The organism is Brevibacterium sp. UMB1308A, assembly GCF_030230605.1.
Taxonomy (GTDB): domain Bacteria; phylum Actinomycetota; class Actinomycetes; order Actinomycetales; family Brevibacteriaceae; genus Brevibacterium.
Genome location: NZ_JASPDO010000013.1, coordinates 1 through 20878, shown reverse-complemented (window position 1 = coordinate 20878; position 20878 = coordinate 1). Strand labels below are relative to the sequence as shown.

Below are 20878 nucleotides of genomic sequence, written 5' to 3'. Positions count from 1 at the left end.
CGAGGTGACAAGTAATGGGCCAGCTAGCCGGAGCGACCGACCCGATTGCTGATGCCAACTGGCACACCGCCCACGAACGCAAGGGCTTTTTCACCGACTCCTCCATTTGCATTGGGTGTAAAGCGTGCGAAGTTGCGTGCAAGGAGTGGAACCGGAACCCGCAGGACGGCTCCCTGGAAATGCTGGGTTCGTCCTTTGACAACACCGGTGGTCTAGGCGCGAACACGTGGCGTCACGTGAAATTCGTTGAGCAGGGCAAGGACGATATTGCGAGCGCACGGGAGTCGGGCCGCAAACTGGTGAGCTTGGGTATGCCGCAGGTACGCCCGGCTAACAGCTCCCCCGAGGCGCGGGCCACTTTGCCTGCCCCGTCAGAGGATCTGTCGAACGTCGATATTTTGGGCGGGCTGGCTGGCCAAGGTGACGCGGCTGGCGCGGGTGCCCCCACCGGCGCAGACGCGCAGCCGGATACCCCCGAGTTCCGCTGGTTGATGAGTTCGGATGTGTGCAAGCACTGCACACACGCCGGATGTTTGGATGTGTGCCCCACGGGTGCGCTTTTCCGCACGGAGTTTGGCACTGTTGTGGTGCAAAACGATGTGTGCAACGGCTGTGGAACGTGTGTTGCTGGGTGCCCGTTCGGGGTGATTGAGCGTCGTGACGATGGCACGGTGAATACGAACCCGGACCGTGAGCCGTTGGACCAAGAAGTACCCAACTCGGGCACGGCCAACAAGTGCACGCTCTGTTACGACCGACTGGTGGAGGGTCAGACTCCTGCGTGCGCGCAGACGTGCCCCACCACGTCAATTAAGTTCGGTGACCACGACTCGATGGTCGAAACAGCGCAAGAACGCGTGGCTGAGTTGCGTGAGTCCGGAATGACCGAGGCACGGCTGTACGGCGCCAACCCCAATGACGGTGTGGGCGGAACGGGTTCGGTGTTCCTGCTTTTGGATGAGCCCGAGGTGTACGGCTTACCGCCTGACCCGCGGGTGCCCACGGCGGATCTGCCCAGTATGTACAAGCGCGCAGGAGTGGCTGCACTGGGTATGCTCGCAGCTGCTACGGTCGCGTTTTTGGGAGGTCGCAAGTGACGCAAGAGTTCGACAGTTACCGGCCCCCAAAACGCGCAAAGCGTTTCCGTAAGTTTTTTGGGCAAGGTGGCAACCGTAAGAAACGTGGTCGTGGTGGCGAAGACCTCATGGTGGATGAGGCGCAGTTCGAGTCGTATTACGGTCGCCCGATTGTGAAAGCTCCGCCGTGGAAGCATGAGATTGGCGCATACCTGGTGTTAGGTGGGATTGCCGGTGGTTCCGCTCTGCTGGCGGCTGGCGCTCACTTGACGGGGTTGCACGAGCTTCGTCGTAACGCCAGGCTCACAGCCTTAGGCACGATTAGTGCCGGTGCGGTGGCGCTGATTGCTGACCTGGGGCGTCCCGAACGTTTTCTTAACATGATGCGCACCGTGAAGGTCACGTCCCCTATGAGTTTGGGGTCGTGGATTTTGGGTGGTTTTTCTACCGGTGCGGGGGTAGCTGCTGCGGCCGAGGTCGTGCGCATGTTGGAAGGTCACATCCCCGGCGAAGATACTGCGTTGGTCAAGGCTGGTAAGAAAACCCTGTTCGCCGTGGAAACCCCGGCGGGGTTCCTCGCGTCTGCTTTGGGTGCGCCACTTGCCGTGTACACGGCCGCTCTCTTGTCCAACACAGCAGTTCCAACCTGGAACGCGGCCAGGCGAGGGTTGCCGTTTGTGTTTGCCTCCTCGGCGTCTTTGGCAGCCGGAGGTGCGGCCATGGTCACCACTTCCCCCGCGCAGGCGGGGCCAGCGCGACTCTTAGCGCTCATGGGTGTGGCCGGTGACCTGATTGCGCTGACGTGGACCAAGAAGGACATGCACCCGTTGGAGGCCGAACCGCTTAAGATTGGGCACGCGGGCAAGCTCATGCACCTGTCCGAGGCGTGCGTGATCGCCGGCGGTGTGGGCACTGCCCTGGTGGGGCGCAACCGGGTGGGTGCGATTGTGTCGGGCGCGTGCCTGGTGGCAGGTTCGGCGCTGACCAGGTTTGGGGTCATGGACGCGGGGCACGCGTCCACACAGGACCCCAAGTACGTGGTGGAACCGCAGAAGGCCCGTTTACGGGCGCGTCAAGAGGCGGGTATCACGCACGACTCAATTGTCACGTGAGGTGACTACCTGAGTGTAAAGACTGAGTCGGCCCGCGGTCATAACTCTAAAACGTCACCACTCCAGTTGCGCCGTAGCCACCTGTCGTGTGAAGCGACCACGACCGCACCTGGGTACCCCGGAATGGCTGCCTCGAGTTCAGTGACAAGCGCCAATGAGAGGTGGTTCGTGGGTTCGTCCAGCAATAGCACGTCTGGCGGATCGGCCAGCAGGCTTGCCAGGGCCAGGCGACGTTGTTGTCCCACGCTTAAAGCTTCGACGGGACGATTTTGGTCCCAGGGCGCGATTAGCCCAAACGTCGACAGAGGAACCTGCGCCGCCCGTGCAACTCCCACCATGTCTGCGTACGCCTGCGCTACCGTGCGACCTGACCCCCGGCAGTGAGGATCGAGAAGAGTGGTCTCCTGCGCCAACATGCCTACGCGCACACCACTACGACGAGTCAGGACACCTCGGGACGGAGATAAATCGCCAGCAAGCACGTAAAGCAAAGTGGACTTTCCCACCCCGTTTGCACCAGTGACCAGCAGTTTTGTGGACGGATCAACAGTCAGGGATACCGAAGCAAGCCGGTTCTCAACGCTGACCTTCGCGGCGCTGAGAACGGTACCAGTTTTAGCCGGTTCAGGTTTACTAGCGGCGGTCAGACCTTGGAACTCTAGCTCTCGAGGTGGACGCCGAATTTGTCGTTGTTGAAGCTCCTCTAACCGTGCACGAGCGTCGTTCACGCGGCGCGAGACAACTTTAGCGTTCCGGTCAGCGTAGAACTTTTTGGCCATTCGAATCTCACTACGAGGTTCGCGGCCCGGATGGCCGACCGTCCGACTGTTACGCAACGCGGCGCTTAACCGTTTGAGCTCTGCTTGTTCTTCTTCGTATTGGAGCTCCCATCGGTTTCGGACTTGTCGACGTTCATCTAGATAGTCGGTGTAGGTGCCCGTGTAGCGAGTGACGCCCACGCCTGAAGCTGGACCGGCCGAGATGTCTTGTGCCTTATGAGGTACTGGGCGGGGGTCAAGGTCAACCAAGCCGGTGACAGACTCATCGAGGAACGCGCGATCGTGACTTGCTATCAACACAGGTCCAGACCACTCGGCCAACATTTGGCACAAGTGCTCGGAAGCTGCGTCGTCCAGATGGTTCGTGGGTTCGTCCAGCAAAAGTACGTCCGGTCGAGAAAGCAACAGCCACACCAGGGACAGGCGGGCACGCTCGCCACCTGACAAGGATCCAGTAGGAAACTCACGGTCGAGGTGAGCGAGCCCGAACCCTGCCAGCGTTGTGCTGATCCGGGCATCTACTTCCCAGGCTCCCAATCGTTGAGCAGTGTCCAAGGTTGTGGCAAGGTGTTCGGCAGCACCTGGCGTATGTGGATCCTCAGCCAGCGCTTGTGAAGCCTGTTCAACTGCTTCTGCAGCTCGCCGGGCATGGGCTACGGCAGACTCGAGAGCGTTAGCGACAGAATCGTCCATGTCAAAAGGCGGACGCTGGTGTAATAGGCCAACCGTAGCCAATCCCCCTGGCCGAGACACGCGGACAATTCCGGTGTCTGGTTGAGTGTGTCCAGCAATGATCCGCAATAACGTGCTCTTGCCAGAGCCGTTCTCCCCGATCAATCCCACACGGCTGTCAGCAGGAACGGAGAAAGAGATATCAGTCAGGACACGACGGTCGCCAAATGATTTAGAGATCCCCTCAACTCGAAGGTGAGCAGGGGATGACGCAGGTGCGCTGGTGGTAGACATAAAGATCCTCGTGGTCGCGCGATCTCCCGCCGGGCACAGCCTCGGTCGCGGGAGCGGAACGAAGATCACTTGAGCATGAGGCCATCATACACAAGGGACTTCACCAGATATGTGGCAGGGGCTATTCTTAGCTGATCTGGATTCCCGGTTCGTCCGTGGTGTAGCCGATGATCGGGTGGCCCGGAATCTCACCTACGAGCAACAGTCCACCCGAGGTTTGAGCGTCGGCCAACAGGATCACGTCGTCATCGCTGACGCCTGCGCCTACCTGAAACTGTTCAGCCAGGTTCGACTTCACCCAGTCCAAGTTCCTGCGTGAGCCGCCGGGGATGAACCCTTCGCTCACACTTGTTCTGGCAGCGTCCAAAACGGGTACAGCGGACATGTCGATACGGGCACCTACTCCGGATGCGCGGCACATTTTGAACAGGTGACCCAGCAGACCAAAACCGGTGACGTCGGTGGCTGCGGTGATACCGGCTTGTGTTGCGGCAACCGCGGCTTCACGGTTGAGCGTGGTCATGGATTCGACGGCTTCAGGGAACACGTCGCCGGTTGCCTTGTGGCGGTTGTTGAGGATTCCCACGCCCAGTGGCTTGGTCAACGTAATGGGAAGGCCCGGCTTAGCAGCGTCGTTGCGCATGAGCGCGTCAGGGGTCACGGTACCGGTCACCGCCATGCCGTATTTGGGTTCAGGGTCGTCCACCGAGTGCCCACCGATCACGGGAACCCCTGCCTGTTTACCAACTTCGAGGCCACCGGCCAGCACGTCCTTGAGCAGAGACGGCGGCAGGACCTCACGGGGCCAGCCCACCAGATTGATGGCCACCACAGGGGTGCCACCCATCGCGTAAATGTCGCTCAGTGCGTTAGCCGCTGTGATGCGTCCCCAGTCGAACGCGTCGTCAACGACAGGGGTGAAGAAGTCGGCTGTTGAGAGCACAATCGTGTCGTTGCCAATACTCACTGCGGCCGCGTCGTCACCGTCGTCCAAGCCAACGACAACCGAGTCGTAGTCTTGGCCAGCCAAGCCTTTCACGGCTTCTTCGAGTTCGCCCGGCGGGATTTTACAGGCGCACCCACCACCGTGAGCAAGGGACGTTAAACGTGGAAGATCGTGAGCAGTCATGGCCCCAGCGTATCCCAGGCTCACAGCTCATGCGCGTAGCGCACCTCACGTGTGCAACGATGTTTTCGATGTGCGTGTGAGCGCGCATTCAACCAAGCACCGGCTATGTGGGAGTACGTTTTCGATGGAGAACGCCAACGAACAAAATTTTGTCTTGACCGTTGCAGTGAAAATCAAACCAGCTGAATACGAGAAATTTGTGGACAGTGTCGAGGCAATGCTCCACGCTCATAAAGCTTCGAACTGGGTGATTGACCCATTCGGAACTGACGAGCAATTCGACTTCTACGAAGAAATGTTAGACAACTAAGTGAGGCCCTTCGATGGTAGGTTTTGCTCATGGAGGCGTCCGGGTCCTGGTGGGCCCCGCAGTCTTCAAAACTGTTGAAACCGAGTAGCTCGGTTTGGCGGGTTCGATTCCCGTCCGCCTCCGCCACAGGAAGGGGACACGTGTCTGAAGATCCGCGTCGCAATTTGCCACGCACCGATACTCTGCTGGCCAGCGACTGGGTTCGCGCAGCCTCAACGCACCTCAACGCGACCACCACGCGGGCCATTGTCCGCCGGCACTTAGACCGCGCACGCACGCAACCTTCCTTCACCTCGGCGACCTTCCGTGACGGCCTCACCGCAGACCTCACCCGCTTCAACTCCGGCATCTACCGCGCCACCATCAACGCGACAGGCGTGGTGGTCCACACCAACCTGGGTCGCGCCCCGTTGAGCCCGTGGGCCTCAGAAGTCGCCGGGCACACCGCCGCGTACGTCGACATTGAGATGGACCTGGAATCCGGCAAGCGAGGGCGCCGAGGTGTCGAAACCACCGACGCTCTCACCCTCCACGTGCCGGCCGCTGAGGACGCACTGGTGGTGAACAACTGCGCCTCAGCACTCATGCTCGTGGCCGCGCAGAGCAGGCCCGGTCGTCTCCTGCTTTCGCGCGGGGAGTTCGTGGAAATTGGGGCTGGTTTCCGTTTGCATGAACTCATGCGTTCGGTAGGTGCCACCATCACCGAGGTGGGTTCCACCAACCGCACCCACCTGGCGGACTATCGGCGTGAGTGTGAGGCAGGCGAGGTGTCCGCGATTCTCAAGATTCACCCGTCCAACTATGCGCAGTCCGGGTTCACATCCTCCCCCAGCACACGGACTCTGGCAGAACTGGCGCGCGAATACGACGTACCGCTTGTTGTGGACATCGGTTCGGGCCTTTTGGCACCCAACCCGCACTTGCCCAACGAACCTGATGCCACCTCGGAGTTGGAGGCCGGCGCAGACGTGGTGCTGTTTTCAGGCGACAAGCTGTTAGGCGGCCCGCAGGCCGGCATCATTCTGGGCAAGCGCCAGCTGGTCACACAGCTTGCAACTCACCCTTTGGCGCGCGCGGTGCGGGCCAGTAAATTCGTGTTGGCCACCTTGGCGGCCACGGTCGTGGGTGAGGAACCGCCCGTCCACACGTATGTGGGGCTCTCTTCTGAGAACCTCCGCGAGCGCACTGAAGCGCTGGCGGCAACCCTCAACGACGCCGAGGTGTCAGTCGAGATCACGCCCCACGCCGGTCGCGTGGGTGGCGGCGGTGGCACCGGGGTGGAGCTTCCCGGGTGGGCCGTGCGGCTGCCGGAGTCGGTTGCGAAGCCGTTGCGCGTGGGTGAACCGTCCGTGGTCACGCACGTGCAGGACGGTGCGTGCCTGGTAGACGTGCGGTGTGTTGACCCGTCGGACGATCACGTGCTTGCCTCCCGGATTATCGAGTGCGCCCGGGCTGTAGACGCGGACCGCTGACATGTCGTTTGTTGTTGCCACGGCCGGGCATGTGGATCACGGCAAGTCCGCCCTGGTGCGCGCCCTGACAGGTTCAGATCCAGACCGGTTAGATGAGGAAAAGCGGCGCGGGCTCACGATCGATTTGGGCTTCGCGCACTGCACGTTGCCCAGTGGCACACACGTGTCGTTTGTTGATGTGCCCGGCCACGAACGCTTCATTGGCAACATGTTGGCTGGGCTCGGTCCGGCCCCTATCGTGTGTTTCGTCGTGGCGGCCGATGAAGGCTGGTCGGCCCAGTCGACTGATCACCGTGACGCGCTGGAGGCTTTGGGAATCACCCGAGGTGTCATTGTGCTCACCAAGTGCGACTCGGCAACGCCTGAGCAGATCGCTCACGCGAGTTCCCAAGCCCGCACCGAACTCAGCTGCCTAACCGACGCGCCCCTGGTGACCACCTCGGCGGTCACTGGGGAGGGCCTCCCGGAACTCCTTGACGCCCTAGATGCGGTCACCAGTACGGCACCCCCACCTGCTACGGACGGGCGGGTGCGCACCTGGGTGGACCGCGCGTTCTCCATCACCGGCGCGGGCACAATCGTCACAGGAACCTTGGGCGAAGGCACGGTGACTACCGAGCAAGCCCTGGAGCTCGCCTCGGCGCAATCCCGCACCCGCGTCACGGTCCGGGGGTTGCAGAATCACAACTCCGCAGTCAGCAGCATCGCGCCGGTGTCCCGGGTGGCGCTGAACCTGCGCGGGGTCTCTGCACTGGACATTTCCCGAGGTGACGCCCTCATCACGCCGGATGCCTGGCATGTGGCGGACGTTGTGGACGTCGCTGGGGTGGCTGTAGACACGATTCCCACCGATGTCACCGTCCACATTGGCGCGGCTAGCCTGCAGGCACACGTGCGTCCCTTGTCTGGCCGCTACGCGCGCCTGAAACTGTCCCGCTCGATTCCGGTTCAGGTGGGTGACCGGCTGGTGGTGCGCGGAAGCGGGGAACGCGCGGTGCTGGGCGGTTTGACCGTGCTGGACGTGGACCCGCCCGAGCTTTTTCGGCGCGGGTCCGCCACTGAGCGCGCCCGCGCCCTGGAGCACTACTCCCCTGCCGATTTCACCGCTGAACTGACCCGTCGCGGGCACGTGCGGGAGTCCACGTTGACCACGTTCGGCTACGACGTGCCGACTGAGGCAGACCAGCTGCCGGCGGGGGTTGCGCGCATGGGTGCGTGGCTGGTGCGGCAGGACGTTGTGCGCGCGTGGGTGGCACAGGTTGCGGCGCTGCTTGAGGACGACGCCCGCGATCCGTTGTCTCGGGGAGTACCGCTTGCTCAGTTGGCGAAGCGTGTGGGGTGCCCGCGTGAGTTGGTGGAAGGTCTGGTTAAGACCCCCGCCGAGGTGGTTTCCGGCTTTGCCCGTCTTCCCGGCTCTGGTTCTTTGGGGGCTGCAGAGTCTGGTGTTGCGGAGCTGGAGCGGCGTTTGTCTGAGCGCCCGTTTGATGCGCCGGAAGCCAGAGATCTGGAGGATCTGGGCCTGGGTGTGCGTGAGCTTGCGGCCGCTGAACAGGCTGGCAGGCTGTTGCGTCTAGGCGACGGGGTTGTGGTGCTTCCGTCTACGCCGGCGCGGGCCATGCGGGTGCTGGCAGGGCTGTCGCAACCGTTCACTTTGAGTCAGGCCCGGCAGGCGTTGGACACGACCCGCCGGGTTGCCATTCCGCTGTTGGAACACACAGACGCCCGAGGTTGGACCACCCGTGTGGATGGCAACCTCAGGCGTGTGCGGGGTTAGTTTTAGTTGTCCTGGGTGGCGTCGTCGAGGTCTTCCTCTTCACCGTCTTCGTCGTCGAACTCTGCGTCATCGACGTACACCAGGCCGGAGTGGGCCAGCAGGACAGGCGTGTCCTGTCCTTCCCACGTGCCAATGAGCTGGCCTGGTTGAGCGGCTTCTTCTTGGCTGAGGCCCTCAAGGTCGAGTTCTGCGAACAGTTCAAGAACGCCGATGAGGTTTTCGTCGTCTTCTTCCTCTTCGAGTTCGATCTCACCGGTTCCGGTAACAGTCGCAAGACCCTCAGTGATGGGGGTTCGCGTGTCGTCTTCCACCAAGAACTGTTCAGCACCGCCCTGTTCTTCACTGATGGTGACGTCGAGTGCTTCTGCGAACACGGGGTCTGACATGCCCAGGTACACGTAGCGTGTGCCCAGCACCGAGTGTTCCATGGTGGTGATGAGTTCGTCTTCTTCCGCGTCTTCCAACGGTTCGGGGCGGTACACCAGTGGCACCTGAAGAACTGAGCCGTCGGGGGTACGCACAATGTGTACTTCCATGCCGATTTGGCCAGCAGGGTCGTCGAAACGGTAGCTTGCGAGTTTCTCGATGTCTGCTTCGTCGGTTCCTAAGACGGTGGCAAGCACCTGGTTCTTAGAAGGTTTAAGTTCTGCGTCGTAAATATCAGACATGGTGGGGCTCCTTTTATGCTTTGCGTGTGCCCGGAATCCACTCTCCGTCTTCCACTGTGTAGTCGGCGAAGATCGCGGGGGCTTCCTTCTTCATGATCTCACCGATCTTGTTAAACACGAGGCGAATTTCTTCCTCTGCGCCTTTCGCGGTGCGCATCTCGATCACGTGGCGCAGCGTGCGCAGGTTCGCGGTGAACACGATCCCGGTTGCCAGTCCTTCAGGAGCAAAACGGCGCATGAACGATGTCATGTGCTTCTTGTGTGTAAAGTTCTGGCCTTCTTCGTCCAGCCCAAAGTGTTCGCTCATCCACTTCTGGTGCTCTTCCATCCGGTCCAGGAGGTCGAGGCTACGCTTCATGAGCTCTTCATCTTCACGCGCCCATTCGGGGAACCAGAAGGGAATGTCCTCTAAGCGTACGTAGCGCAAGGACTCTTGGGAGTATGCGGCACCTGCACGGTGGCGGATGAGTTCGTGGGTAAAGACGCGCGACACGTTGTGCAGAATGAACGTGTAGCTGGCGTGTTCCAGAACGGACCCGTGCTGGGAGGCGACCACGTTGCCCAAGTACTGTGTGGAGTCGGTGCGCACGCGCCCCACGTTTGGGTTAAGACCCGGTTCCCACGAGCGGTAACACATGCGTCCGGCGAATTCGAGCAAGTCTTCGCTGTCAGGGGATTCCTGTTCGCGTACGCGGTCTGACCACGCGGTTCCGCCTACTTCTTCAAGGTAGGCTGTGATTTCTTCCCAGTCGATTTTAGGGCGTGAAATCAGTTCAACACTGGGCTCAACGGGGCGCACGTGGGCTCCTTCTGTTGTGGTACTTTTGACTGCCAGTCTAGTGGCTTATGCGCGTGGTCCACGCGTACGTTTATGGAACTCGTTTCGTCCACTCTTCCGTGCCGAATTTCGTTTCGATGAGTTCGCGTGCTCGCTCCAGTTCCTGAGCGGTGACGCCGCCGTTGCTGGCCCCGGTTCTGCTGGTGAACGTGTCGATCATGGTCTCAATCACCCGTTCACGGCTCACACCCGTTTGGCTGCGCAGGGGGTCCACGCGCTTCTTCGCCGAAGCGACGCCCTTGTCAGAAATCTTAGCTTTTCCGATGCGCAGAACTTCGACCATTTTGTTGGCGTCGATGTCGTAACTCAACGTGTCATGGTGCAGAACAGCACCTGCGGACACGCGCTTCTGGGCTGCACCCCCGATTTTGCCGTGTTGAGACACGATGTCGTTGATGGGTTCGTAGCTTGCGTTGACCCCCAGTTGGGTAAGCGCATCCAGAATGAACTGGTCCATAAAAGCGTAGGACTCTTCGTAGCTCAGTCCAGCTACCAGGCTGTCTGGGGCGTAAATCGAGAAGGTCACACAGTTGCCACCTTCCATGAACATCGCTCCCCCACCTGAAATTCGTCGAACGACTTGCACGTCGTAGCGCGAAACGCCTTCAGGTTCGACTTCGTTGGAGTACGACTGGAACGACCCGATCACCACCGCGGTGTCGTCCCACTCCCAGAAGCGCACGGTGGGTTTTCTGCGGCCAGCAGCCACCTCTTCCAGAAGCACCTGGTCCAGTGCCACGTTTTCAACCGTGGGGCGTGACTCGTCGTGAAAGATTTCCCACTCGTGGTCCCAAAAATCGGTGGCACCTGTCAGACCGCGTCGCACCGCGAACGCGACATCAGCGGTGCTGAAACCTTGCAAGTCCACCTGGGCACCCACCTCGGCGGCGGCCTGAGTGACAGCCTTATCCAGCCGCTCAGTGATGCTCTCACGGCTATCCGCAATGCTCACGCCCGCCAAGGCGGGGGCCAACGCAAAGTACGCTTCTTCAGGCTCGAAGAAAAAGTCCCCGGACACTTGCGCGTGGGTGATGACACCGTCGGTGAGTTCACCGTCAACAACGACGAGTTTTCCGCCAGGGACTTTTCTTTCCGTGTGAAACGTGTTCATACAGTCGAGCCTACCGCTTTGGGACCAGGTTGCGGGAGCCTCGCCCGCCGAGGTGGGTTGCAGCTTTAGTCGAGTTCCTCGCCTGCGGTTTCCCGGCCAAAGAACACCATGACGATCACAGCGAGCACCACTAGGGCGCCGGTGAGCGCGAACGTGTTGACCAGCCCGATCGTTGGCCACAAGAGCGAACCGAACACAATGGGGGCGATACCAATGGCCACGCGACTGGCGGACGAGGCCCAGCCGAATCCGGACGAGCGCAGGCGTGTGGGGTACAGCTCGGTGACGTAGGTGTAGAGGGCGGGCACGGAAACTTGGATGAGGAATCCGAACAGTAGGATTGCGATCACTGCGGCGCGCGAAAGCTGTGCTCCGGAGTTTTCGAGTTCGAGCGCGAACCACACAAGTGCCCCTGATGCGAGCACAGCGGAGGAGCCCAGCACCCATTTGCGGCCAATGACTTCGATGAGGAGCGCTGAAGCGACCACACCGGCGATTCCGATCGCGGTCATGCCGCCCGTGGTGATGAACGCAGCCTGGTCGGTGAGTCCTTGTTTCTTAAGGATTCCCGGTAGCCAGGTCAGGGCCGCGTAGTACAGCAGAAGCACTGAAATGAACAAGACCCACGAGGTGAGCGTGATCTTCCACGAGTACTGCCATAGCAGGTTCACCTGTCCGGTCATGGCGCGCAAGCGTTGCATAAGAGGTGCAGCCTTGGGGGCTTCTTCAACGCCGTCGTGGGACCATTCGGTGACGTTGGCGCCGGTGCGGTTGACGAGTTTTCGGATGACTGCGTCTGCTTCCTGGTGGCGGCCCTGGGACAGCAGGTACATGGGTGATTCTGGGATGAAGAAGCGGACTGCGACAATCAGCAGGGCAGGTAGCACCATGACCAGCATGATGGTGTGCCATGATGCGAAGCTCACGAGCCATGCTGAAACAACGGCGCAGAGGGTTGCGCCCACTGGCCACCAGCCGTCCATGGCTGTAAGTACGCGGCCACGGTGTTTCGTGGGGGTGAACTCGCCTACCAGGGCGTAGTCCACTGGGATGCACCCGCCTAGTCCAAATCCGGCGCAGAAGCGGAAGATGAGGAACAGTGCGTAGTTGGGTGCGAAGGCTCCCAGCACCGTGAACGCGGAAAAGATCAGCAGGGTCAGTGTGAACGCTTTTTTGCGTCCCATGCGGTCGGCGATTCCGCCCCAGATGAAGGCTCCCAAGGCCATTCCAATGAGGTTGGCGGTGGCGATCCAAGCCGCCTGCCCAATGCTTAAGCCCCACTCTTTTGCCAACAGTGGGATGAGGAACCCGTTGAGGGCCACGTCCCACGCATCGAACATGAATCCAAGGCCACCCACAATGAAGATTGCGCCTTGAACATTCCATTTCCAGGGGAGGTTTGAAACCACCTGTTGTGCCGTTGGCACGTTTGTTGCCACACGATTCATGACAGTTATTCCTATCTGAAGTGGCGCGCCGATCAGATCTGCCGACCGGAATTTGTATGCCGTCACTGCGGCCTGGAAGTTGATTGGCTATTGAGCCCTTCCACGAGCTAGGTCACACACCTTACGCGCTTAGCGGTACACCTTACTCCATTTTTTGAGTGGGGTGAAAACGGAGGGGCTAAATGCGAGACACCGCGAGGGCCCCCGAAGGGGCCCTCGAGAGGAGTTCTAGCGCGGTTTACGCCAAGGAGTTTAGACCAGGAGTTTAGGCCAGCTTGACCATCCAGCCTTCAGGTCCTTCTGCCCGGCCGTACTGAATGCCCAGCAGGGTCGAGCGAAGTTTCATCGTTACTTCGCCTGGTTCTGTGCTCTGCTCAATCGTGAAGTCGTCTGATACCAGGCGTCCGATTGGTGTGATCACCGCAGCGGTTCCACACGCAAACGCTTCAACGATTTCACCGGCAGCGGCACGTTCACGCCATTCGGCAACCTCGATGTCACGCTCAACAGGGGTCAGGCCAATCGAAGGCGCCAGTTCCAGCAGTGAACGGCGGGTCACACCGTCCAGAATCGTTTCTGAAACGCTTGGTGTGATCAGTTCGTTGTCCTTGGTGACCAGCATGAGGTTCATGCCACCCAGTTCTTCCAAGTACTTGGACTCTTTAGCGTCGGTGAACATCACCTGCTGGCAGCCCTTTTCAGCCGCTTGGTTACCGGCCTGCAGAGATGCTGCGTAGTTACCACCGCACTTGGCGAATCCGGTTCCGCCGGTGCCAGCACGCTTGAGGTCCTTGGACAGCCAAATGTCAACAGGCTTGATCCCGCCTGCGAAGTACGGTCCGGCTGGTGACGCGATCACGTAGTAGTCGACTTCGTGGCTTGCGCGGACACCCAGGAACTTTTCGGAGGCGATCATGAAGGGGCGCAGGTACAGCGAGACTTCGTCAGCTGCGTCCTTCGGGGTTGCGACCCACGCTTCGTCGAGTTCAACCAACGCACGGAGGGATCCGACGAAGTCTTCGGCTGAAATTTCAGGCAACGCTAGACGGGCTGCTGACTTGTTCATGCGTTCCGCGTTCTTGGTGGGGCGGAACGTCCACACGGAACCGTCAGCGTGACGGTATGCCTTCATTCCTTCGAAGATTTCCTGCGCGTAGTGGAAAACTGCAGCGGCAGGGTCCAGAACCAGTGGGCCGTATGGCTTCACGGTGTGTGCGTGCCACCCTTGGTCCTTGGTGTAACGGACGTGGCTCATGTGGTCAGTGAAGTAGTCACCGAAACCTGGCTTAGCCAGGATTGCTTCGCGTACACCCTGTGGAGCGGGCTGCGAGTTCTTCTGCTGGACAAATGTGCTCATAGTAAGTCTCCATTAACTCGATTCGCTTCTGTGACCGATGTTACTCCCTTAGCCAATGCGTTGCGCGATCGCATCCCCGATTTCTGAAGTTGAACGCTTCGCATCGCCCCGTTCAACGATGTCAGCTTCGACCGCTGTTTCGATTGCTTTGGCCGCAACATCCAGGCCCAGGTTCTGTGCCATGAGAGCTGCAGACAGGATGGTTGCGGTGGGGTCTGCGATTCCTTCACCAGCGATATCGGGGGCGGATCCGTGGATAGGTTCGAAGAGTGACGGCCCGGTTCCGGTGACGTTGAGGTTCGCCGAGGCGGCAAGACCAATCCCGCCCGTCACCGCGGCTGCGAGGTCGGAGATGATGTCACCAAACAGGTTGTCGGTGACGATCACGTCGTAGCGCTGTGGGTCGTTGACAACGTACATGGTGCAGGCGTCGGCGTGTTCGTAGTTAACGGCCACGTCAGGGAACTCCGGCGCGATGTCTTTCACGACGCGTTCCCACAGGTTGCCGGCGTGGACCATGACGTTGGTTTTGTGCACGTAGGTGAGCCTCTGACGGCGCTTGTTGGCCTGCTCGAACGCGTAGCGGACGGCGCGTTCGACTCCGTAGCGGGTGTTGACGGAAATTTCGTTTGCCACTTCATGTTCAGTGTGAGCACGCAGGAAACCGCCCTGCCCTGAGTATGATCCTTCGGTTCCTTCACGCACCACGATGAAGTCGATGTTGCCGGGGTCTTTCAGAGGCGAGCTGGTACCTGGGAAGTAGCGGGAGGGGCGCAGGTTAATCGCGTGGTCGAGTTCGAAGCGCAGTTTGATGATGACGCCACGTTCAAGGACACCGGATGGCACGCGCGGGTCGCCGATAGCACCAAAGAAAATCGCGTCATGGGTGCGCAGCTGTTCGAGTTCTTCGTCGGTGAGGGTTTCGCCGGTTTCCAAGTAGCGTTCGGCGGATGGCCCGAATTCCTTGAGATCGAGTTCAACGAAATCGCCGCTTGCTTCGATTGCGCGCTTGAGAACTTTCAGTCCTTCTGGGACTGTTTCTTTTCCGATTCCGTCGCCGGGGATTACTGCAATTTTGAACGTAGTCATAGGGTTCACAGTAGCCGCACAGTCTCACTATTCAGTAACACATCTCACAACATGGTCGATTTGGTGCGAGTGTTACATACACTGCTCATATGCCCACAACCATTCGCAACAAAAGAGCCGCCGCTCTGCCCGCAAAACTGTCCCGAAGCTGGCTTCTGGTCAACGCGATCCGCCCCGAATCGTTTGAACCAGCTCAAACGAGCGAAGCAGACTCCGTGATTTTCGACCTCGAAGCAGCCGTTCCAGACGTTTCCAAGGACCAAGCGCGTGCCAATGTTGTCAAGGCTTTGTCCACCGACATGGCAGGGTGGGTCCGCGTCAACTCGATCACAACGCCCCTGTGGGAAGAAGACTTGGATGCCCTCAACGGGCTCCCGGGCCTCAAAGGGGTCATGTTGCCCAACACTGAGGAGCCGGACCAGGTCACCCTGACCGCAATGCGGGCCGGTGCGGGCATCCCAGTTTTAGCGCTCATTGAAACAGCAATTGGTATCGAAGCTGCGACCCGCATCGCACAGGCACCGGGCACGTTCCGCCTGGCCCTGGGTACTAATGACTTCCGCAAGGACACGGGTGTGGGCGATGACCCCATGGCACTTGCCTACGCGCGCTCACGGCTGGTCGTTGCCACCCGTGTGGGCGGTTTGCCTGGCGCAATCGATGGCCCCTCCCCCGCGAGCGCAAACTCCAAAGCCCTGCTCCATGACTGCGGGTGGACGTTGAAGATGGGCATGACGGGCAAGCTCATTTTGAACCCGCAACAGGCTGTGACCACGAATGACGCGTTAGCACCCAGTGAGGATGACCGCACGTGGGCGCGCAAAATGCTGGAGGAAGCAGAATCCGCCGGCGATGACGCGATCGCCGACGGCTCCTACCTGCCCCGTCTGGCCCGCGCAAAGAAAATTGCGCAACTGTCAGACTCCTATGGGCTGTGGAAGAACTGAGTTACTCCTCTTCGATATTCGCAACCCGAGCGAAGCTCGCCCCGATTTCAGAAGCGACGGTGTTAACGACCTCGGCCGACACTTCCGAATCAACCGCGAGCACGGCCAACGCCTGATCGTTGTTGGGCGAAACCTGCATGGCTTCAATGTTGATGTCCAGGTTGCCCAACGCCTGACCAAACAGCCCAATGACGCCGGGGCGGTCGTCGTATTTGAAGATGACGAGGTGGTCGTTGAGTTTCATTTCGAGGTCGTAGCCGTCGATTTCGGTGAGCTTCTGTACGTCCTTGGGGCCGGTAACGGTTCCAGCGACGCGGATTTGTTGCCCCGCCGAGGTGGCAGCGACAAGCGTGACGACGTTGCGGAAGTTCTCGCTTAGGGGTTCGGTGGCGAGTTCGACGGTGACGCCGCGTTCTTGCGCAAAAAGTGGGGCGTTGACGTAGGACACCGCGCCGTCGACCACGTCGAGGAACAGTCCCTTGAGGGCAGACAGTTTGAGGACGCTGACGTCTTTTTGGGTGACTTCGCCGCGCACTTCGACGCGCAGGTGAGTGACCGGATCGCCTGCCATGGCTGAAACGACGCGACCCAGGCGTTCCGTGAGGGCAATGCCGGGGCGGACTTGCGGGTCGATTGCACCACCGGCAACGTTGACAGCGTCTGGCACGAGTTCACCGGCAAGGGCTTTACGCACGGACTGGGCCACAGCGATGCCGGCTTTTTCTTGGGCTTCGGCGGTGGAGGCGCCCAGGTGTGGGGTGACGTTGATGCGGTCGTGTGCCATGAGAGGTGAGTCCACGGGTGGTTCTTGGGTGAACACGTCGATACCGGCGCCACCTACGCGGCCGTCTTCAACGGCTTTGGCGAGTGCTGCTTCGTCCACGATTCCTCCGCGGGCAACGTTGATGATGCGCACGGTGGGTTTGACTTTGGTGAATGCTTCTTCGCCGATCATGCCGATTGTTTCAGGGGTTTTTGGCATGTGAACGGTGATGAAGTCAGACTGTTCGAGGAGCTCGTCAAGGCTCACAACGGTCACGCCCATGGCAGCTGCGCGTGCCGCGGAGATGTAGGGGTCGTAGCCGATGAGGTTCATGCCGAAGGCTTTTGCGCGTTCAGCGACCAGGCCACCGATGCGTCCCAGGCCCACGATGCCCAGGGTCTTTTCGTAGAGTTCGACGCCGGAGAGTTTGGAGCGGTTCCACTCCCCTGCTTTGAGGGAAGCGTGACCTGCACCGTAGTTGCGTGCTGAACCCAGGATGTGCGCCATGGTGAGTTCGGCTGCCGAAATGATGTTGGAGGTAGGCGCGTTGACCACCATGACGCCAGCGCGGGTGGCGGCGGGGATTTCTACGTTGTCAAGACCAACACCGGCGCGAGCGATGACTTTGAGTTCTGGGGCTGCTGCGATTGCCTCTGCGTCCATTTTGGTTGCGGAGCGGATGAGCACGGCGTTGACGTCTTTGAGGGCGGGCAGGAGTTCGGCGCGGTCTGCCCCGTTACATTTCCTGATTTCAAAATCTGGCCCTAGTGCGTCGACGGTGGCGGGTGATAGTTCTTCTGCAATTAGGACAACGGGTTTCACTGTGCCTCCTGAACACGTGCTGACGACCCAGGTGCGGAATACGGGCCTATACGTATCTTATTCATGGCGATGAATATGTTTTACAGCGGGGGTGGCGTTCTACGCGGAACATTTCATACCGCGGGACGATGAACAACCCGTGCCTTCTACCTAAACTAATGGGCATGGGAAAACCGTGGCATGTGAGGGCATCACAGTTTATGTCGGCCCACATGTGGGTGGTTGACTCGCTTATCTTCGCTGCTCCGCTGGTGCTCATTTCTGTCGGGCTTCCGGCGTATGAGCCCGGACCTCGCGGGGTGATTCAGACCGTGGTTTTGACCGCGATGAGCGCTTCACTTGTGTTTAGGCGAACGTTTCCCCTGGTCACGGGATGGATTGTGGTAGCGACTGGGTTTGTTTACGCCTTGACGTTTGCGTTCCCGCACCCTGCCCTTATCGCCGTCCCCGTGACGGTGCACGCGGTCACTGCTTATGCACCTCGGCGGTGGGGAAAGGTTTTCCTGGGCATTGGAATTGTGGCGGCGTTCATTTTTGCGGCCAGTAATTTCGCTTACTTTTATGTGTCTGGTGCCAGGCTTTCGGATGCCACCGCTGGCGAACTGCTGTTCATAGTTTTGGCGGGGTTGGTTTTCCCCATGGTGACGGTGGCGCTTGCGTGGACGCTTGGGGATATTCATTGGCGTAAGCGTGACGATACGCAGAGGATTGCTGAGCGTAACACGCTGCTGGAGCGTGAACGTGAGAATGAGATTCGCCTGGCTTCTGATGCGGAGCGGATGCGGATTGCACGCGAGATGCACGACATCGTGGCCCACTCGATGTCGGTGATTATTACGCAAGCTGACGGTGGTCGTTATGCAGCGAAGGCTTCACCTCAGGCTGCTGTAGATGCGTTGGAAACGATTGCAGAGACTGGCCGTGAAGCGCTGGGTAATTTGCGTGGGATGTTGGGGGTTCTGCGTGATCCCAGTGCCAGTGCGCAGACTACTCCGATGCCAGGTATTGAGGACCTCGGGGCGCTTGTTGAGAATGTGCGGGCGGCGGGGCTTGAGGTGACGCTGCGTGTTGCGGCTGATGTGCCCGCGTTGGCGCCGGCGGCTCAGTTGGCGGTGTTTCGGATTGTGCAGGAGGCGCTTACCAACACGATGAAGCATGGTGGGCCGGAAGCGCGTGCAGATGTCACGGTGGAGCCTGGTGAGGCGGGGGTCGTGGCACGAGTTGTTTCTACCGGGCGGGCCGAATCTGCTGTGGCGCCAGGGTCTGGGGCGGGCATCCAGGGCATGGAGGAGCGCGCGCATATTCATGGGGGCTCGCTGGTTGCTGAACCCACTGAGACTGGTTTTTTGGTTGAGCTGTCGTTGCCGGAGGATGTTGCGTGACTGTTCGGGTGTTGCTTGTTGACGATCAGGTTTTGGTGCGTGCGGGTCTTGCGATGGTGATTGATTCGCAGGATGACATGCGGGTGGTGGCGCAGGCGGAGAACGGTCGTGAGGCGGTTGAAGCTGTGCGGGCGCATGCGGTTGACGTGGTTCTCATGGATATTCGCATGCCGGTTTTGGATGGGCTTTCTGCTACGCAGGAAATTGTGGCCTTGGGTGATGCCGGGGCGTTGCCGCAGGTGCCCACGATTATTGTGTTGACGACGTTTGATACGGATGATTATGCGTTGACGGCGTTGCGGTCGGGGGCGAGCGGGTTTTTGTTGAAGGATGCCCGGCCCGAGGTGTTGCTGGACTCGATCCGGCAGGCGCACGTGGGTGGTGCGGTGATTGCGCCGACGACGACGCGCCGCCTGTTGGAGACGGTGGTCGCTGCGCCGGTGGTGCCTGATGAGCACGCGCAGAAGTTGGAGCGGCTCACGGCGCGTGAGCGTGAGGTGTTTGAGCTGGTGGCGCGTGGGAAGTCCAATGCTGAAATTGCGGGCGAGCTGTTTATGGCGGGCCCCACTGTGAAGACGCACGTGGGTCATATTCTGACCAAGCTCGAGGTGCGCGACCGCATCCACGCCGTCATCTTCGCCTACGAGGCCGGTGTGGTGTGAGGCGCTGAGCCGCTGTTTTGCTTTGGCTGACCCCGAGGCGCCCCGCGGGTTAGAGCAGCACCGGCTTACACGCCGTGGTTAGAACTGTGGAGACCAAAACAACCAAGATTAGAAGGGCGGTGGTTCTTCGCTGGGTTCCCAGGGGCGGGTGTCACCGTTGAACACTTCCGCTGCGATTGCGTATTCGTCAGCTACGTCACGGGGGAACTCCTGGGCCCACCCTGGACATTCAACAGGCCCGGGTTCAGGGCTGCCTGCCTCTGTGGGTTCTGCACCATGACCAGTCCCGGGTTCAGAGCGGCACGTGGTTTCGTGTTCTGTTGCGAGGTACTCATTAATGGTGTGGCTGATGTCTTGGTCGCCGGTGTCGAAGTACTCAAGTAACCGTTCGTACTGGAGTTGGTTAATCCGTGATTCTGGTGGGTAGACCAGCATGGCACCAATCCGTGGGAACACCCACGCCAGGGAACCGTCATCCATCTTGTCGACGCGTAATCGTTTCTGGGTTTTCTCCTGATGATGCCGCTTACACAACGGGTGCAGATTCTCCATCACTGTGAGCCCACCGTTTTCGGGGTCCTCGTGGTTGAACGGTTCGATATGGTCTTTTTCGCACACCCTGGCAGGTGTGGCACACCAGGGGGCACTGCAATCAGGATGCCTAGCTTCAACCATGCGTTTCAGAGCAGCTGGGATGTAATACTTCGTCGGCGTGGATTCTAGGACTACCCCGGTTTCGGGGTCTGTGAACATCTGGTACACCCACTTCGCCTGAGCGATCACCTCATCGGCAGTCTTTACGTCTAATGGCACCCGGCCATTCATCATCACCGGCACTCGGGCATCTAGGTCCACCTTGATCGGCAACCCGTAATCAAGCCCACTACCCGCACTATCGCCCGGCAGGCTGTTAGTCCCTGGTGGCGCACTACTCCCTTGGTCCTCATGTATTCGTTCGTCAGTTTGGTTTCTTCTGAAGTCTTGATCTGATTCGGGTCTGCGTTTATCTGCCCCGGGGTCTTTCCCTGAAACTGTGCCCCGGTATTTGTCCCTGTTTTTGTTTGGTGGCGGTAGGTGCGTGAGGAAGTGCAGGACCGGGACTGTGACAGTGATACCGGCTTGGGCTTTTAACCATTCTTCTTTTTCAGGCATCGACACGCACAACTCAAGCTC

Annotated in this window: 18 protein-coding genes and 1 tRNA gene; 9 read left to right on the top strand and 10 right to left on the bottom strand. The window is 59.9% G+C overall.

Annotated elements, in window-relative coordinates; translation table 11 throughout:
* The first annotated feature begins 14 nt into the window (after positions 1-14).
* The gene (locus tag QP868_RS07015) at positions 15-1097 is read left to right on the top strand and encodes a 4Fe-4S dicluster domain-containing protein (protein WP_284925887.1); all 1083 of its coding nucleotides are present in this window, start codon (positions 15-17) and stop codon (positions 1095-1097) included.
* The gene (gene nrfD / locus QP868_RS07010; RefSeq protein ID WP_284925886.1) at positions 1094-2188 is read left to right on the top strand and encodes an NrfD/PsrC family molybdoenzyme membrane anchor subunit; all 1095 of its coding nucleotides are present in this window, start codon (positions 1094-1096) and stop codon (positions 2186-2188) included. The genes QP868_RS07015 and nrfD overlap by 4 nt, the downstream gene beginning before the upstream one ends.
* Before the next feature lie 38 nt (positions 2189-2226).
* Here the strand turns inward: nrfD and QP868_RS07005 are convergent, their stop codons facing one another.
* Positions 2227-3933 carry an ABC-F family ATP-binding cassette domain-containing protein gene (locus tag QP868_RS07005; protein ID WP_284925885.1) on the bottom strand — a complete coding sequence of 569 codons (1707 nt, stop codon included), beginning with the start codon at positions 3931-3933 and terminating at the stop codon, positions 2227-2229.
* A gap of 127 nt (positions 3934-4060) precedes the next feature.
* A complete protein-coding gene (gene selD / locus QP868_RS07000; protein WP_284925884.1) occupies positions 4061-5062 on the bottom strand; it encodes a selenide, water dikinase SelD in 1002 nt (333 codons plus the stop codon).
* Between the two features lie 124 nt (positions 5063-5186).
* Here selD and QP868_RS06995 point away from each other — a divergent pair, with 124 nt between their 5' ends.
* The 4 genes from QP868_RS06995 (at position 5187) to selB (ending at position 8618) form a co-directional block, all read left to right on the top strand.
* The gene (locus tag QP868_RS06995; protein ID WP_284925883.1) at positions 5187-5372 is read left to right on the top strand and encodes a hypothetical protein; all 186 of its coding nucleotides are present in this window, start codon (positions 5187-5189) and stop codon (positions 5370-5372) included.
* Between the two features lie 31 nt (positions 5373-5403).
* Positions 5404-5498 (top strand) — tRNA-Sec (locus QP868_RS06990).
* A gap of 14 nt (positions 5499-5512) precedes the next feature.
* A complete protein-coding gene (gene selA, locus QP868_RS06985) occupies positions 5513-6844 on the top strand; it encodes an L-seryl-tRNA(Sec) selenium transferase (protein ID WP_284925882.1) in 1332 nt (443 codons plus the stop codon).
* Position 6845: 1 nt separating this feature from the next.
* Positions 6846-8618 (top strand): selenocysteine-specific translation elongation factor, encoded by a 1773-nt coding sequence (gene selB, locus QP868_RS06980; protein ID WP_284925881.1) that lies wholly within the window; start codon positions 6846-6848, stop codon positions 8616-8618.
* A gap of 2 nt (positions 8619-8620) precedes the next feature.
* On the opposite strand, the gene QP868_RS06975 is transcribed toward selB, so the two are convergent.
* From QP868_RS06975 to QP868_RS06950, 6 genes are all read right to left on the bottom strand, one after another.
* Positions 8621-9286, bottom strand: coding sequence for a maltokinase N-terminal cap-like domain-containing protein (locus QP868_RS06975; protein WP_284925880.1), 666 nt, complete (start codon positions 9284-9286; stop codon positions 8621-8623).
* 13 nt (positions 9287-9299) lie between these two features.
* Positions 9300-10085: an FAD-dependent thymidylate synthase gene (gene thyX, locus QP868_RS06970; RefSeq protein WP_284925879.1), complete on the bottom strand. Its 786-nt coding sequence runs from the start codon at positions 10083-10085 to the stop codon at positions 9300-9302.
* Between the two features lie 70 nt (positions 10086-10155).
* On the bottom strand, positions 10156-11235 hold the full coding sequence (locus QP868_RS06965) for a lipoate--protein ligase family protein (RefSeq protein WP_284925878.1): 1080 nt from the start codon (positions 11233-11235) through the stop codon (positions 10156-10158).
* A 65-nt stretch (positions 11236-11300) separates the two neighbouring features.
* Positions 11301-12683 (bottom strand): MFS transporter, encoded by a 1383-nt coding sequence (locus tag QP868_RS06960; RefSeq protein ID WP_284925877.1) that lies wholly within the window; start codon positions 12681-12683, stop codon positions 11301-11303.
* A 265-nt stretch (positions 12684-12948) separates the two neighbouring features.
* Entirely contained in the window at positions 12949-14040 is a 1092-nt protein-coding gene (locus tag QP868_RS06955) for a branched-chain amino acid aminotransferase (protein ID WP_284925876.1), read from the bottom strand.
* Between the two features lie 48 nt (positions 14041-14088).
* Complete coding sequence (locus tag QP868_RS06950) at positions 14089-15129, bottom strand: 3-isopropylmalate dehydrogenase (protein ID WP_284925875.1); 1041 nt, start codon at positions 15127-15129, stop codon at positions 14089-14091.
* A gap of 89 nt (positions 15130-15218) precedes the next feature.
* Here QP868_RS06950 and QP868_RS06945 point away from each other — a divergent pair, with 89 nt between their 5' ends.
* Entirely contained in the window at positions 15219-16076 is an 858-nt protein-coding gene (locus tag QP868_RS06945; protein ID WP_284925874.1) for an HpcH/HpaI aldolase/citrate lyase family protein, read from the top strand.
* 1 nt (position 16077) lies between these two features.
* Here QP868_RS06945 and serA read toward each other — a convergent pair whose 3' ends face one another.
* A complete protein-coding gene (serA, locus tag QP868_RS06940; RefSeq protein WP_284925873.1) occupies positions 16078-17661 on the bottom strand; it encodes a phosphoglycerate dehydrogenase in 1584 nt (527 codons plus the stop codon).
* Positions 17662-17825: 164 nt separating this feature from the next.
* Between serA and QP868_RS06935 the strand changes: the two genes are divergently transcribed.
* A complete protein-coding gene (locus QP868_RS06935; RefSeq protein WP_284925872.1) occupies positions 17826-19043 on the top strand; it encodes a sensor histidine kinase in 1218 nt (405 codons plus the stop codon).
* Complete coding sequence (locus QP868_RS06930; RefSeq protein ID WP_284925871.1) at positions 19040-19705, top strand: response regulator; 666 nt, start codon at positions 19040-19042, stop codon at positions 19703-19705. Before QP868_RS06935 ends, QP868_RS06930 begins: the two co-directional genes overlap by 4 nt.
* Positions 19706-19813: 108 nt before the next feature.
* Here the strand turns inward: QP868_RS06930 and QP868_RS06925 are convergent.
* Positions 19814-20878 (bottom strand): HNH endonuclease signature motif containing protein (locus tag QP868_RS06925; RefSeq protein WP_284925870.1); only part of this gene is annotated, 1065 nt, incomplete at its 5' end.